This window comes from Streptomyces sp. NPDC096079 (genome assembly GCF_040303145.1).
Lineage (GTDB): Bacteria > Actinomycetota > Actinomycetes > Streptomycetales > Streptomycetaceae > Streptomyces.
The window spans coordinates 348,280-363,202 of record NZ_JBEOST010000002.1; the positions used below are offsets into that span (position 1 = coordinate 348,280).

Below are 14,923 nucleotides of genomic sequence, written 5' to 3' on the forward strand. Positions count from 1 at the left end.
GGGCCCGGAACCGGTACAGGTTCCGGGCCCCTTCCCGTACCCGCTGCCGGGTGACGTCCTCGACGGCGGCCGCGAGGGACCGCCGCGCCGGGGATGCTCCGTGCACGCCTCCGCGTCAGACAGGAATCGGGACGAAGTGCCCGATGTCACATCAGACGGGACTTCAGGTCCACGGCGCCGGGACGAAAGACCCGGGATGATGGAGGGCATGCCCCGCCTCCCCACCGTCCCCGCGCTCCGCCGTTGCGTGGACCGGTGGGCCGCCTCGCCCCGCGCCCTCGACGTCGTCGCCGCGATCAGCGCCTTCGGCCTGATGGTCCTGGACGTGCCGGGGCTCGCCCGCGCCGACAACTCCCTCACCGGGGTCACCGCCACCCTGGTCCTCGCGGCCGGGGCGGCCACGCTGGTGCTGCGCCGACGGCTGCCCTGGCTGCCGTACGCGGTCGCGCTCGGCCTGATGGGCTGGCTGCACGAGCTGACCATGATCCAGTTCGCGCTGTACTCGATCGGCCGCTTCCGGGGGCGCCGCGCCGCGACCGTCGCGACCCTGCTGTACGTCGCCGTGGCGTACGGCCTCTTCCTGACGCCCGGCTGGCCCGCGAAGCACGGCGACACCCTGAGCGACTTCCTGAGCCTGGTCGTCCCGATCGGCGTCCTCGCGGCGGGCGTCGGCATCGCCGCGTACCGCCAGGACCTCGTGCGCGCCCTGGAGGCCCAGCGCCGCGAGGCCGCCGCCCGGCAGGCCGTGCAGGAGGAGCGGATCTCCGTCGGCCGGGACGTCCACGACCTGGTCGGCCGCGAGCTCACCGTCCTCGCGGTGCGGGCCGAGGTCCTCGCCGTACGGGCCAGGGGCGAGGCCCACCAGAAGGACTTCGAGGAACTCGCGGACACCGCCCGGCGCGCCCACCTCATGCTCAACGAGACGATCGTGCGCCGCGCCGACCGGGACGCCGCCACCCCCGGCCTCGAAGGGCTCGCCGCGCTCGCGGAGGAGAGCGAGCGGATGGGCGGCCCCGTCGACCTGACCGTCGCCCAGGAGGCCAAGGCGTTGTCCCCGCTCCGACAGGCCGCCGTCCACCGGGTCGTCCGGGAGTGCCTGACGAACGCCGCCAAGCACGCCCCGGGCCTGCCCGTGACCGTCGCGATCACGGTCGAGGGCCCCGACCTGCGGATCGAGGTGCGGAACCCGCTGCCCAAGAGCCCGCCGGACCCGGCGCCGGTCTCGACCGGCACCGGCCTGTTCTCCATGGAGGAGCGGGTCACCAGCATGGGCGGCACCCTGGAGGCCCGCCGGGACGGCGGCGCCTACCGGGTGACGGCACTGCTCCCGACGGGCCTGGGGAACTGACGGGCCCGGGGAACCGACGGGCCCGGGGAATTGACGGGCCCGGGAACCGACGGGCCCGGGAACTGACGGCCTGGGGAACCGACCGGCCAGGGCCCGTCCGGGACATCCCTAACGCACCGTCTCCGCCTTCCCCAGCACCCGCTGCAGACCCTCGAAGTCCTCCACGCACCGCCCCGAGCCCAGCGCCACGCAGTCCAGCGGCTCGTCCGCGACGAAGACCGGGATGCCGGTCGCCGAGGCCATCCGCAGATCGAGGCCCGACAGCAGCGCCCCGCCGCCGGTCAGCACGATGCCGTGCTCCATCACGTCGCCGGACAGCTCCGGCGGGCACTCCTCCAGGGTCACCCGCACCGCCGCGATGATCGCCTCCACCGGCTCGTCGAGCGCCTCCCGCACCTCCGGAACCGTCAGCTCCACCGTCCGCGGCAGCCCGCTGACCTTCTCCCGCCCCCGGACGGTGAACGTGCGCCGCTCGAAGTCCTCGCCGCCCGGCACCGGCCAGGCCGAGCCGATCGCGACCTTCACGTCCTCCGCCGTCCGCTCGCCGACGTACAGCGAGTGCCGCTTGCGGACGTAGTCGGTGATCGCCGCGTCGAGCCGGTCGCCGCCCACCCGCAGCGACTGGGCCGTGACGATCCCGCCGAGCGAGATCACCGCCACCTCGGTCGTACCGCCGCCGATGTCGACGACCATCGACCCGCGCGCGGAGGAGACCGGCAGCCCCGCGCCGATCGCCGCCGCCATCGGCTCCTCGATCAGATGGACCGCCCGCGCCCCCGCCGAGAGGGAGGCGTGCACGATGGCCCGCCGCTCGACCTGGGTCACCCCGCTCGGCACGCACACCACCATCCGGGTGCGGGGCCGCCGGCGGCCCGGGACGGCCTTGCGCACGAAGTGCCGGATCATCTCCTCGGCCGCCTCGTAGTCGCTGATCACGCCGTCCCTCAAGGGGCGGATCGCGGTGATCGAGCCGGGCGTGCGGCCGATGGTCTCCTTCGCCTCCGTGCCGACCGCGAGGGCCTGCCGGGAGCCCTCCTGGACCGCCACCACGGACGGTTCGTTGAGCACGATGCCCTGGCCGCGGGCGTAGAGGAGGGTGTTGGCCGTGCCGAGGTCGATCCCTATGTCCATGATCGCCAAGTTTGCCGGGCCGGTCCGGCGGACGGTGGACCGAAAGTCCCGAAAGGGGTGGGTCCATGGTCCTGTCGGTACCGCTCCGTAGACTGGGCCCGTGAGCGAGCCGAGCGACCCAAATGACCAGTTCGACGACATCGTCGACGCCGAGACAGACCGAGACCCCGACCTCGCGGTGATCGAGGCCGGCAGCCGTACGCTGCGCACGCAGGGCGGCCCGCCCCAGGGCGACCCCGTGCCCAGCCGCCCCGAGGACCCCGAGCTGGACAAGGCGCTGCGCGAGGTCGAGACGGAGCTGTCCACCCGCTGGGGCGAGACCAAGCTGGAGCCCTCGGTCACCCGCATCGCGGCGCTGATGGACGTCCTCGGCGAGCCGCAGCGCTCGTACCCCTCGATCCACATCACCGGCACCAACGGCAAGACGTCGACGGCCCGCATGATCGAGGCCCTGCTCGGCGCCTTCGAGCTGCGCACCGGGCGCTACACCTCGCCGCACGTGCAGACCATCACCGAGCGGATCAGCCTGGACGGCGCCCCGATCTCCGCCGAGCGGTTCATCGAGACGTACCAGGACGTCAAGCCGTACGTGGAGATGGTCGACGCCCGCGAGGAGTACCGGCTCTCCTTCTTCGAGGTCCTCACCGGCATGGCGTACGCGGCCTTCGCGGACGCCCCGGTCGACGCGGCCGTCGTCGAGGTCGGCATGGGCGGCACCTGGGACGCGACGAACGTCATCGACGCCTCCGTCGCCGTCGTCACCCCCATCGACCTCGACCACACCGACCGGCTCGGCGGGACCACCGCCGAGATCGCGACGGAGAAGTCCGGGATCATCAAGCAGGGCGCGACCGTCATCCTGGCCCAGCAGCCGGTCGACGCGGCCCAGGTCCTGCTGAAGAAGGCCGTCGAGACGGACGCCACCGTGGCCCGCGAGGGCATGGAGTTCGGCATCGTCGCCCGCGAGGTCGCCGTCGGCGGCCAGCTCCTCACCCTGCGCGGCCTCGGCGGCGAGTACGACAACGTCTACCTGCCGCTGCACGGCGCCTACCAGGCGCACAACGCCGCGGTGGCGCTCGCCGCGGTCGAGGCCTTCTTCGGGATCGGCGCCGAGCACGCCAGGACCCTGGACGTCGACACCGTCCGCCGGGCCTTCGCCCAGGTGGCCTCGCCCGGACGGCTGGAGATCGTCCGCTCCTCGCCGACCGTCATCCTGGACGCCGCGCACAACCCGCACGGCGCGCGGGCGACCGCGGAGGGCGTCAGCGAGGCCTTCGGCTTCTCCCGGCTCATCGGCGTGGTCTCCACGAGCGGCGACAAGGACGCCAAGGGTCTCCTGGAGGCCTTCGAGCCGATCCTCGCGGAGGTCGTGATCACCGCGAACTCCAACCCGCGGGCCACCGACGTGGACGCGCTCGCCGCGCTCGCGGTCGAGGTCTTCGGCGAGGACCGGGTCGTCGTCGAGCCGCGGCTCGACGACGCCATCGAGGCGGCCATCACCCTCGCCGAGGAAGAGGGCGAGTACGGCGGCGCGGGCGTCCTCGTCACCGGTTCGATCTTCACGGTCGGCGACGCCCGGCTGCTGCTGCGGAGGGGCTGATCCGATGCGTGTGCTCTGTTCCTCGACGCTCATCGGCGAGTTCTTCGTGATCGGCTTCGCCGGGCTCGTCGCCATGAAGGACGACGGCCTCACGACGTCCACCGTCTGGTGGGTCTGCGGCGTGGCCATGGTCTTCTCGGTGCTGCTGTGCGGGATGATCACCCGGCCCGGCGGGGTGCAGCTCGGCTGGGCGCTCCAGGTCGGACTGATCCTCAGCGGCTTCTTCGTCCCCACCATGTTCTTCCTGGGCGCGGTCTTCGCCGGTCTCTGGTGGGCCTCGGTGCACTACGGGCGGCGGATCGACGAGACCAAGGCCCGCTGGGCCGCCGCACAGGCCTCGGCAGGGCCTGACGCTGCGTAATCGCGGGACGTGCGGGCCCTGTAGCCTCGGAGGTCCCGCACACCGTTTTTCCGAAGGAGTTCCCCCGTGAGCCAGCGATCGCTCGTCCTGCTCAAGCCCGACGCCGTCCGCCGTGGTCTGATCGGCGAGATCATCGGACGCATCGAGCGCAAGGCCGGCTGGACCATCGCGGCCCTGGAGCTGCGCGAGCTGGACCAGGACACGCTGGAGCAGCACTACGGCGAGCACAAGGGCAAGCCCTTCTACGAGCCGCTCATGGGCTTCATGCAGTCCGGCCCGGTCGTCGCGCTCGTCGTCGACGGCGAGCGGGTCATCGAGGGCCTGCGCACGCTCGCCGGCCCGACCGACCCGATCGCCGCCGCGCCGGGCTCCATCCGGGGCGATTTCGGCACCATCGTCCGGGAGAACCTGATCCACGCCTCGGACTCGGAGGAGTCCGCGGCGCGCGAGCTGAAGATCTTCTTCCCGGGTCTCGTCTGACGCGACGTCAGCCAAACGCATCACCCTGTGGGGCGACCGAAGGAATTTCGGTCGCCCCCAGGCATATGAACGCCAATCCCGGGAACGGATCGCCGCGTCCTGCCGTCACCAGTACTGAGGTGGACCAACGCGCGCCATTCGCGCGGGCGGCACTACGATGGAAAACTCCACGCCGCACCACTCTCAGCCATGGGAAATCAAGGGGAACTCAATGTCGTTCATCGGCCGTGACATGGCTGTCGACCTCGGGACCGCCAACACGCTGGTGTACGTCAGGGGTCGAGGCATCGTTCTGAACGAGCCGTCAGTCGTCGCCATCAACACCAACACCGGGGGCATCCTCGCGGTCGGCGCCGAGGCGAAGAAGATGATCGGCCGGACCCCCGGCAACATCGTCGCCGTGCGCCCGCTCAAGGACGGTGTGATCGCCGACTTCGAGATCACCGAGCGGATGCTCCGCTACTTCATCCTCAAGATCCACAAGCGCCGCTACCTGGCCCGCCCCCGGGTCGTCGTCTGCGTGCCCTCCGGCATCACCGGAGTCGAGCGCCGCGCCGTGATCGAGGCGTCGACCCAGGCCGGCGCCCGCCAGGTGCACATCATCGAGGAGCCCATGGCGGCGGCCATCGGCTCGGGCCTCCCGGTCCACGAGGCCACCGGCAACATGGTGGTCGACATCGGCGGCGGCACCACCGAGGTCGCCGTCATCTCCCTCGGCGGAATCGTCACGGCACAGTCCATCCGGGTCGCCGGCGACGAGCTGGACAACGCGATCATCCAGCACATCAAGAAGGAGTACTCGCTCCTCCTCGGTGAGCGCACCGCCGAGCAGATCAAGATCACCATCGGCTCCGCGTACGACCTCGACAAGGACGAGCACACCGAGATCCGCGGCCGCGACCTCGTCTCCGGCCTCCCCAAGACCGTGGTCATCTCCGCCGCCGAGGTCCGCAAGGCCATCGAGGAACCGGTCAACGCGATCGTCGACGCGGTGAAGACCACCCTGGACAAGTGCCCGCCCGAGCTCTCCGGTGACGTCATGGACCGCGGCATCGTTCTCACGGGTGGCGGCGCCCTGCTCCGCGGCCTCGACGAGCGCCTCCGGCGCGAGACCGGCATGCCGATCCACATCGCCGAGGACCCGCTGGACTCGGTGGCGCTCGGCTCCGGCAAGTGCGTGGAGGAGTTCGAGGCCCTCCAGCAGGTCCTGGACGCCCAGCCGCGCCGCTAGCGACGCCCGTTCAACCGAACAGCCGAACAACCGAACCCCGAGGAAAGGCACGGCCGCCGCACGTGAGGGACACACGAGAGAGCCGGCTGCTCCTGGTGCTGCTGATCGCCATCGCGTTCGCACTGATCACGGTGGACATCCGCGGCGGTCAGGAGTCACCCGTCGACGGTGCCCGGCAGGCCGCAGCGGCGGTCTTCGGGCCCGTCGAGAACGGTGTGGCGGCCGCCGTCGACCCCGTCGGCAACGCCATAGGCGCGGTACGGGACTCCGGCGAGCGGCACACCCGCATCGCCGCCCTGGAGAAGGAGAACGCCGAACTCAAGGCGAGGCTCGGCAGCGACGACCGCAACCGCAACCGGCTGCGCGAGCTCGACGCCATGCTCAAGACGGCCGGCGCCGGGCAGTACGGCATCAAGGGCGCCCAGGTCATCGCCATAGGAGCGGCCCAGGGCTTCTCCTGGACCGTCACGATCGACATCGGCGCCCGCGACGGCATCAAGCGGGACATGACCGTGCTCAACGGCTCCGGTCTCGTCGGCCGCGTCACCACCGTCGGCCCCTCCACCTCCACGGTCCTCCTCGCCAACGACCCGGACTTCACCGTCGGCACCCGCATGGAGAAGAGCGACGAGCTCGGCTTCGCCACCGGCCAGGGGGACAGCCCCCTCCTGGTCCAGCTGCTCAACGGCAAGGCCAAGGTCAAGCCCGGCGACCGGCTCGTCACCTTCGGCTCCCGCGCCGACAAGCCGTTCGTGCCCGGTGTCCCGGTCGGCGAGGTCGTCCGCGTCGACCCGGCGGGCGGCGGCCTGACCCGCAACATCTACGTCCGCCCGTACGTCGGCTTCAGCAAGCTCGACATCGTCGGCGTCGTCGTCCAGGCCCCGCGCTCCGACCCCCGCGACATGGTCCTTCCGCAGAAGCCCAAGCCCGCGCCGACCGTCACCGTCACGGTGACGCCGCCGCCACCGGACGGACAGCAGGCGAACGAGAGGGAGCAGGGTCAGAATCAGGACCAGACGGCACAGGACCGGAACCAGCAGCAGGACCAGCAGCAGGACCAGGGGGGCGTGACACCGTGAAGTTCAACCGCATCCTCCTCTCCGCCACCCTGATCGTGGTGGCGCTGGTCGTCCAGGTCTCCGTCCTCGCCCGCCTCCAGCTCCCCGGCGCCGTCCCCGACCTCGTCCTCCTGACGGTCGTCGGCCTGGCCCTCGTCTACGGACCGGTCAGCGGCTCCCTCATCGGGTTCACCGCCGGCCTCCTCGCCGACCTGGCCCCGCCCGCCGACCACGCCGCCGGCCGCTACGCCCTCGTGCTCTGCGTCATCGGCTACCTCGTCGGCCTCGCCAAGCCCGACAACGGCCGGCTGACCTCGGCGAGCGGCCCCATGGCCGTCGTCGTCGCCGCGGCCGTCGGCTCCACGCTCCTCTACGCGGGCGTCGGCGCCCTCGTCGGGGACACCGCGGCACGCCATGTCGGCCTCGGCTTCCTGCTGTTCACGGCGGCCCTGTACGACCTGCTCCTCGCGCCCTTCACCGTGCCGCTCATCATGGCGCTGGCCCGCCGCGCGGAGAACGACCCGCTGGCCGACGCCGGCGGCGGCAACGGCGCCGACGTGGCCTCCGGCTGGCTCTCCTCCGGCACCGGCCTCAGGATCGGCGCCCAGCGCGGCGGCCTGCGCGTGAAGGCCGCGCGGAGCCGCGCCTCACGCGCCGGACGCATCAAGGGAGTCAAGCGACTGTGACCGAGGGGGCACCGGCAGCATGAGCAACATCCCCGAGACCGGGCGGACCCCACGGGTCCAGATCCGGCTCGTCGTCATCCAGATCCTCGTCTTCTCCCTGCTCCTCACCCTGGGGGGCCGGCTCTGGTACCTCCAGATCCGCAACGGCAAGGAGTACACGGACGAGGCGAAGAACAACCACGTCCAGCAGGTCGTGCAGCCGGCCGTCCGCGGCTCGCTCCTGGACGCCCGCGGCGTGCCGCTCGCCGACAACGAGACCCGGCTGGTGGTCTCCGCGTCCCGCACCGAGCTGATGAAGATGAAGGACGACGGCCAGGCCGTGCTCACCCGGCTCGCCGGCGTCCTCGACATGAAGCCGCAGGACGTCATCAACAAGATCCGGCTCTGCGACTCCAAGACGCCCAAGCCCTGCTGGAACGGTTCGCCCTACCAGCCGATCCCCGTCACCGACGAGGCCACCACCCAGCAGGCCCTGCAGATCCGCGAGCGCGCCGAGGACTTCCCCGGCATCACCGCCGAGCCCACCGCCGTCCGCCGCTACCCGGCCCCCGGCAAGTCCCGCACCTCCCAGGTCCTCGGCTACCTCTCGCCCGTCACCGACGCCGAGATCGAGAAGGCCAAGGACTCGGACTCGCCGTTCCTCCGCTCCGACCAGGTCGGCCGCTCCGGCCTGGAGCGCACCTACGACAAGGAACTGCGCGGCAAGGCCGGCGTCACCCGCTACGAGGTCGACAACCTCGGTCGCGTCATCGGCCAGGCCAAGGCCGACCCCGCCGTGCCCGGCTCCAACGTCGTCACCTCCATCGACGCCCGCGTGCAGGCGGTCGCCGAATGGGAGCTGCACAACGCGATGGTGGAGGCCCGCAAGACGTACGACAAGAACACCAGCGAGAACTACAAGGCCGACGCCGGCGCCGTCGTGGTCATGGAGGCCAAGACCGGCCGCATCGTCGCCATGGCCTCCCAGCCCGACTACGACCCCAACGCCTGGGTCGGCGGCATCTCCGCCAAGGACTACGCCGCCCTCACCGGCAAGAACTCCAACTTCCCGCTCCTCAACCGGGCCATCCAGGGCCAGGCCGCGCCCGGCTCGATCTTCAAGGTCATCTCGACCACCGCCGCCGTCAACGCGGGCTACGACTTCGACGGCCGCTACCCGTGCACCAGTTCGTACTCCATCGGCAACCAGGTCTTCAAGAACTTCGAATCGCAGAACCACGGCCCCATCAGCCTCGGCCGCGCCCTTGAGGTCTCCTGCGACACCGTCTTCTACGCCCTCGCCCACCAGCAGTGGCAGAGGGACGGGGGGATGAAGCCGAAGAAGAACCCGGGCGACTGGTTCTACAAGACCGCCCACCAGTTCGGCCTCGGCGCCGAGACCGGCATCGACCTCCCCAACGAGGTCACCGGCCGCGTCCCCGACCGCCAGTGGAAGCAGAAGTTCTGGGAGGACAACAAGGACTGGTGGTGCAAGTACGGCAAGAAGGGCGGCACCTACGTCCAGCAGCTCTCGTACGAGAACTGTCTGGAGGGCAACCTGATGCGCGCCGGTGACTCCGTCAACTACTCCATCGGACAGGGCGACACCCTGGTCACCCCCATCCAGATGGCCACCATCTACGCCGCCATCTCCAACGGCGGCACCCTGTGGAACCCCACCGTCGGCAAGGCCGTCATCAGCCCCGACGGCAAGAAGGTGAACGAGATCGCGCCCAGGTCGCACGGCCGGCTGCCCTTCGACGCCGACACCCGCAACTTGATAGACGAAGCCCTCGCGGGAGTCGCGACCCGCGGTACCGCCGCCTGGCGATTCGGCGGCTGGCCGCAGGACAAGATCCCGATGCACGCCAAGACGGGTACCGCCGAGGTCTACGGCAAGCAGACGACCTCCTGGTTCGCCACGTACACCAAGGACTACGCGATCGTCATGACGATCTCCCAGGGTGGTACCGGCTCCGGCGCCTCCGGCCCCGCCGTGCGCAACATCTACGACGCGCTCTACGGACTCGACGACGCCGGCAACCAGGACCTCAAGCGGGCCCTGCTGCCGCAGCCGCAGAAGGCCCTGCCGAAGATCGAGGCCGACGGCTCGATCGACGCGCCGAGGGTCAAGCCGTACGACCCGGAGGAGCAGAAGGTCGACGAGACCGCGCCGAAGTCCGACGGCACCCAGCCGCCGGCCGACCCCACCACGCCCCCGGGGAAGCCGGACGACGACGACCAGCAGCTCGCGGGCCCGCCCGCCACCCGAGGGAGGCTCTGACCGGATGACCACTCCCCATGGCTTCTCCGTCTCCCGGTACGCACCCGAGCGCGGCACCCTCGCCAAGCTGACCGCCCGCGACTCGGTGCTCCGCAGGCTCGACTGGCCCATACTCCTGTCGGCGCTCGCGCTCTCCGGCCTCGGCGCCCTGCTCGTCTGGTCCGCCACCCGCGGCCGCACCGAGCTGAACAACGGCGACCCGTACTACTTCCTCTTCCGGCACATGCTCAACACCGGCATCGGGCTCGCCCTGATGATCGGCACGATCTGGCTCGGCCACCGCACCCTGCGCGGCGCGGTGCCGGTCCTCTACGGCCTCTCGATCCTGCTGATCCTCGCCGTCCTCACCCCGCTCGGCGCCACCATCAACGGCGCCCACGCGTGGATCGTCATCGGCGGCGGCTTCTCACTCCAGCCCAGCGAGTTCGTGAAGATCACGATCATCCTGATCATGGCGATGCTCCTCGCCGCCAAGGTCGACGCCGGGGACCAGCTCCACCCCGACCACCGCACCGTCGCCAAGGCCCTCGCCCTGGCCGCCCTGCCCATGGGCATCGTCATGCTGATGCCCGACCTCGGCTCGGTCATGGTCATGGCCGTCATCGTCCTCGGCGTGCTCCTCGCCTCCGGCGCCTCCAACCGCTGGGTCCTCGGCCTCATCGGCGCGGGCGTCCTCGGCGCGGTCCTCGTCACCGCGCTCGGCATGCTCGACGAGTACCAGATCAACCGCTTCGCGGCCTTCGCCAACCCCGACCTCGACCCCGCCGGCGTCGGCTACAACACCAACCAGGCCCGCATCGCGATCGGCTCCGGAGGCCTCCTCGGCGCGGGCCTCTTCAAGGGCTCGCAGACCACCGGCCAGTTCGTGCCCGAACAGCAGACCGACTTCGTGTTCACCGTCGCGGGCGAGGAGCTCGGCTTCGTCGGCGCCGGCCTGATCCTCGTCCTCCTCGGCGTCATCCTCTGGCGCGCCTGCCGGATCGCCCGCGAGACCACCGAGCTCTACGGCACGATCGTCGCGGCCGGGATCATCGCCTGGTTCGCCTTCCAGTCCTTCGAGAACATCGGCATGACGCTCGGCATCATGCCCGTCGCCGGCCTGCCGCTGCCCTTCGTCTCGTACGGCGGCTCGTCGATGTTCGCCGTGTGGGTGGCCATCGGACTGCTCCAGTCGATCCGCGTCCAGCGGCCCATGACGGCCTGACGGCGGCTAGATTCGAGGCATGGCGGAGACGAAGCGCGAGATCGAGCGGAAGTACGAAGCCACCGGAGGGACGGCCCTGCCGGACCTCACCCGGGTGCCCGGGGTGTCCGACGTCGTGGACCGGGGCGTCATGGAACTCGACGCCGTCTACTACGACACCCCCGACCTGCGTCTCGCCGCCGACGGGGTGACCCTGCGCCGCCGCACCGGCGGCGGCGACAGCGGCTGGCACGTCAAGTTCCCCGTCGCCGCCGGGATCCGCGACGAGATCAGGGCCCCGCTCGGCGACACCCTGCCGGGCGAGCTGGCCGCGCTCCTGCGCTCCCGCGTCCGCGACACCGAGGTCGTCCCCGCCGTCCACCTCCGCTCCGCCCGCGACGTCCGCCACCTCCTCGACGCCGACGGCGGCCTCCTCGCCGAACTCTCCGTCGACACCGTCCACGCCCGACGGCTGCCCGGGGGAGCCGAGGCCTCCTGGACCGAGATCGAGGTCGAACTCGCCGACGACACCGCCCCGGCCCTCCTCGACGCCGTCGAGAAGCGCCTGCGGAAGGCCGGCATCACGCCCTCCGCGTCCCCCTCCAAACTCGCCAGGGCCCTCGCCGACACCGGCGCGGAACCCGAACCGCCCGCCACCCCCGGGAAACCCGGCACCGCCGCGGCCGCCGTCCTCGCCTACGCGCGGGAACAGACCGACGCGATCATCGCGCTCGACCCCGCCGTGCGGCGCGACCTGCCGGACTCCGTGCACCAGCTCCGCGTCGCCTGCCGCCGGCTGCGCAGCGCCTTCAAGACGTACCGCCGCGTCCTCGACCGGAAGATCACCGACCCGATCGGCGACGAACTGAAATGGCTCGCCGGCGAACTCGGCGTCGCCCGCGACCAGGAGGTCCTCGACGCACGGCTGCGCGGCCGGATCGCGGACCTGCCGCCCGAGCTCACCCTCGGCCCCGTCCAGGCCCGGCTGCGGCACCGGGACGCCGCGCTCGCCAGGAACGCCCGGCACCAGGCCCTCGCCGCCCTCGACTCCGACCGCCACCTCGCCCTCCTCGACGCCCTCGCGGCGCTCCTCGCCGACCCGCCGCTGCGCAAGGCGGCCCGCCGCGACGCGGGCCCCGTCCTCGCCCGGGCCGTGCGCAAGGACCACGACCGGCTCGGCGGCCGGGTCGAGCGCGCCCTCGCCCTCGACCCCGGGCACGAGCGCGACCTCGCCCTCCACGAGGCCCGCAAGGCCGCCAAACGCGCCCGCTACGCCGCCGACGCCGCCCGCCCCACCCTCGGAAAGCCCGCCAAGCGCCTCTCGAAGCGCGTCAAGGCCCTCCAGTCGCTCCTCGGTGAACACCAGGACTCCGTCGTCGCCCGCGCCGCCCTCCGCGAATTCGGGATCATGGCCCACGGGGTCGGCGAATCGGCTTTCACCTGGGGACTTCTGTACGGACGCGAGGAGGCCGCGGCCGAGGCGGCCGAGCGCGAGCTGCCCGAGGTCTGGGCGCGCGCCTCCGCCCCCGGACTGCGGGCGGCTCTGACCCGCTGAGCACCGGGGTACGCTTGAGAGTCGCCCCCCTGCCAGCTCACGAAGGTTCGAGATGTCTGCTGCCGAGTCTGTCTTCCCGCAGCTCGAAGCTCTGCTCCCGCACGTGCAGAAGCCGATTCAGTACGTCGGTGGAGAGCTGAACTCCACGGTCAAGCCGTGGGAGTCCGCCGACGTCCGCTGGGCGCTGATGTACCCGGACGCGTACGAGGTCGGTCTGCCCAACCAGGGCGTCATGATCCTCTACGAGGTGCTGAACGAGCGCGAGGGCGTCCTCGCCGAGCGCACCTACAGCGTGTGGCCGGACCTCGAAGAGCTGATGCGCGAGCACAAGGTGCCGCAGTTCACGGTCGACAGCCACCGCCCCGTCGGCGCGTTCGACGTCTTCGGCCTGAGCTTCTCCACCGAGCTCGGCTACACGAACATGCTCACCGCCCTCGACCTCGCGGGCATCCCGCTGGAGGCGAAGGACCGGACGGTCGACCACCCGATCGTGCTCGCCGGCGGCCACGCCGCCTTCAACCCCGAGCCGATCGCGGACTTCATCGACGCGGCGATCATCGGCGACGGCGAGCAGGCCGTCCTCGACATGACCGAGATCATCCGCCAGTGGAAGGCCGAGGGCCGCCCGGGCGGACGCGAGGAGGTCCTCTTCCGCCTCGCGAAGACCGGCTCGGTGTACATCCCGGCGTTCTACGACGTGGAGTACCTGCCGGACGGCCGCATCGGCCGTGTCGTGCCCAACAAGTCCGGTGTGCCGTGGCGCGTGTCCAAGCACACCGTGATGGACCTCGACGAGTGGCCGTACCCCAAGCAGCCCCTCGTCCCGCTCGCGGAGACCGTCCACGAGCGCATGTCCGTCGAGATCTTCCGCGGCTGCACCCGCGGTTGCCGCTTCTGCCAGGCCGGCATGATCACGCGCCCCGTGCGGGAGCGAAGCATCACCGGCATCGGCGAGATGGTCGAGAAGGGCCTCAAGGCGACCGGTTTCGAGGAGGTCGGCCTGCTCTCGCTGTCCTCCGCCGACCACACCGAGATCGGTGAGATCGCGAAGGGCCTCGCGGACCGCTACACGGACGACAAGGTCGGCCTGTCCCTCCCCTCCACCCGCGTCGACGCCTTCAACGTCGACCTGGCGAACGAGCTCACGAGGAACGGCCGCCGTTCCGGCCTGACCTTCGCCCCCGAGGGCGGCTCCGAGCGCATGCGCAAGGTCATCAACAAGATGGTCTCGGAGGAGGACCTCATCCGTACGGTCTCCACGGCCTACGGCAACGGCTGGCGCCAGGTGAAGCTGTACTTCATGTGCGGCCTGCCGACGGAGACCGACGAGGACGTCCTCCAGATCGCCGACATGGCGATGAACGTGATCGCCGAGGGCCGCAAGGTCTCCGGCCAGAACGACATCCGCTGCACCGTCTCCATCGGCGGCTTCGTCCCCAAGCCGCACACCCCCTTCCAGTGGGCCCCGCAGCTGTCGGCCGAGGAGACGGACGAGCGCCTGCGCAAGCTCCGCGACAAGATCCGCGGCGACAAGAAGTACGGCCGCTCGATCGGCTTCCGCTACCACGACGGCAAGCCCGGCATCGTCGAGGGCCTCCTCTCCCGCGGCGACCGCCGCCTCGGCGCGGTCATCCGCGCGGTGTACGAGGACGGCGGCCGCTTCGACGGCTGGCGCGAGCACTTCTCGTACGACCGCTGGATGGCCTGCGCCGAGAAGACGCTGCCCGAGGTGGGCGTGGACGTCGCCTGGTACACCACCCGCGAGCGCACCTACGAGGAGGTCCTGCCCTGGGACCACCTCGACTCGGGCCTCGACAAGGACTGGCTCTGGGAGGACTGGCAGGACGCCCTCGACGAGACCGAGGTCGAGGACTGCCGCTGGACCCCGTGCTTCGACTGCGGCGTCTGCCCGCAGATGGACACGCACATCCAGATCGGCCCCACCGGCAAGAAGCTGCTGCCGCTGACGGTCGTCAACCAGTAACGCTTGAGTGACGGCCCGGCGAAGGGGAAACCCTTCGCCGGGC

General features: G+C 71.2%; 12 protein-coding genes. 11 read left to right on the plus strand and 1 reads right to left on the minus strand.

Features of this window, described 5'->3' with window-relative positions:
* Positions 1 to 208: 208 nt before the first annotated feature.
* Positions 209 to 1,348: a sensor histidine kinase gene (locus ABTY59_RS05495; protein ID WP_352017590.1), complete on the plus strand. Its 1,140-nt coding sequence runs from the start codon at positions 209 to 211 to the stop codon at positions 1,346 to 1,348.
* Positions 1,349 to 1,456: 108 nt separating this feature from the next.
* Here the strand turns inward: ABTY59_RS05495 and ABTY59_RS05500 are convergent, their stop codons facing one another.
* Entirely contained in the window at positions 1,457 to 2,479 is a 1,023-nt protein-coding gene (locus tag ABTY59_RS05500; protein ID WP_352017591.1) for a rod shape-determining protein, read from the minus strand.
* A 100-nt stretch (positions 2,480 to 2,579) separates the two neighbouring features.
* Between ABTY59_RS05500 and folC the strand changes: the two genes are divergently transcribed.
* The 10 genes from folC to ABTY59_RS05550 all read left to right on the plus strand — a co-directional run bounded on the left by folC (position 2,580) and on the right by ABTY59_RS05550 (position 14,880).
* Complete coding sequence (folC, locus tag ABTY59_RS05505) at positions 2,580 to 4,079, plus strand: bifunctional tetrahydrofolate synthase/dihydrofolate synthase (RefSeq protein WP_352017592.1); 1,500 nt, start codon at positions 2,580 to 2,582, stop codon at positions 4,077 to 4,079.
* A 4-nt stretch (positions 4,080 to 4,083) separates the two neighbouring features.
* Positions 4,084 to 4,440, plus strand: a complete 357-nt coding sequence (locus ABTY59_RS05510; RefSeq protein WP_352017593.1) for a DUF4233 domain-containing protein — start codon at positions 4,084 to 4,086, stop codon at positions 4,438 to 4,440.
* 66 nt (positions 4,441 to 4,506) lie between these two features.
* Complete coding sequence (gene ndk / locus ABTY59_RS05515) at positions 4,507 to 4,920, plus strand: nucleoside-diphosphate kinase (protein ID WP_352017594.1); 414 nt, start codon at positions 4,507 to 4,509, stop codon at positions 4,918 to 4,920.
* Positions 4,921 to 5,131: 211 nt separating this feature from the next.
* Positions 5,132 to 6,151, plus strand: coding sequence for a rod shape-determining protein (locus ABTY59_RS05520; protein ID WP_017239313.1), 1,020 nt, complete (start codon positions 5,132 to 5,134; stop codon positions 6,149 to 6,151).
* 62 nt (positions 6,152 to 6,213) lie between these two features.
* The gene (mreC, locus tag ABTY59_RS05525) at positions 6,214 to 7,230 is read left to right on the plus strand and encodes a rod shape-determining protein MreC (protein ID WP_352017595.1); all 1,017 of its coding nucleotides are present in this window, start codon (positions 6,214 to 6,216) and stop codon (positions 7,228 to 7,230) included.
* On the plus strand, positions 7,227 to 7,895 hold the full coding sequence (gene mreD / locus ABTY59_RS05530; RefSeq protein ID WP_352017596.1) for a rod shape-determining protein MreD: 669 nt from the start codon (positions 7,227 to 7,229) through the stop codon (positions 7,893 to 7,895). Before mreC ends, mreD begins: the two co-directional genes overlap by 4 nt.
* Before the next feature lie 19 nt (positions 7,896 to 7,914).
* Positions 7,915 to 10,158 (plus strand): penicillin-binding protein 2, encoded by a 2,244-nt coding sequence (mrdA, locus tag ABTY59_RS05535; RefSeq protein ID WP_352017597.1) that lies wholly within the window; start codon positions 7,915 to 7,917, stop codon positions 10,156 to 10,158.
* Positions 10,159 to 10,162: 4 nt separating this feature from the next.
* Positions 10,163 to 11,362 carry a rod shape-determining protein RodA gene (gene rodA, locus ABTY59_RS05540; RefSeq protein WP_352017598.1) on the plus strand — a complete coding sequence of 400 codons (1,200 nt, stop codon included), beginning with the start codon at positions 10,163 to 10,165 and terminating at the stop codon, positions 11,360 to 11,362.
* A 19-nt stretch (positions 11,363 to 11,381) separates the two neighbouring features.
* Positions 11,382 to 12,896 (plus strand): CYTH and CHAD domain-containing protein, encoded by a 1,515-nt coding sequence (locus ABTY59_RS05545; RefSeq protein WP_352017599.1) that lies wholly within the window; start codon positions 11,382 to 11,384, stop codon positions 12,894 to 12,896.
* Between the two features lie 52 nt (positions 12,897 to 12,948).
* On the plus strand, positions 12,949 to 14,880 hold the full coding sequence (locus ABTY59_RS05550) for a TIGR03960 family B12-binding radical SAM protein (protein WP_352017600.1): 1,932 nt from the start codon (positions 12,949 to 12,951) through the stop codon (positions 14,878 to 14,880).
* Positions 14,881 to 14,923: the final 43 nt, after the last annotated feature.

Coding starts and splice junctions, on each gene's coding strand:
- ABTY59_RS05495 (WP_352017590.1), top strand. CDS start 209: ATGCCCCGCCTCCCCACCGTCCCCGCGCTCCGCCGTTGCGTGGACCGG.
- ABTY59_RS05545 (WP_352017599.1), top strand. CDS start 11,382: ATGGCGGAGACGAAGCGCGAGATCGAGCGGAAGTACGAAGCCACCGGA.
- ABTY59_RS05510 (WP_352017593.1), top strand. CDS start 4,084: ATGCGTGTGCTCTGTTCCTCGACGCTCATCGGCGAGTTCTTCGTGATC.
- ABTY59_RS05550 (WP_352017600.1), top strand. CDS start 12,949: ATGTCTGCTGCCGAGTCTGTCTTCCCGCAGCTCGAAGCTCTGCTCCCG.
- rodA (WP_352017598.1), top strand. CDS start 10,163: ATGACCACTCCCCATGGCTTCTCCGTCTCCCGGTACGCACCCGAGCGC.
- ABTY59_RS05520 (WP_017239313.1), top strand. CDS start 5,132: ATGTCGTTCATCGGCCGTGACATGGCTGTCGACCTCGGGACCGCCAAC.
- mrdA (WP_352017597.1), top strand. CDS start 7,915: ATGAGCAACATCCCCGAGACCGGGCGGACCCCACGGGTCCAGATCCGG.
- ABTY59_RS05500 (WP_352017591.1), bottom strand. CDS start 2,479: ATGGACATAGGGATCGACCTCGGCACGGCCAACACCCTCCTCTACGCC.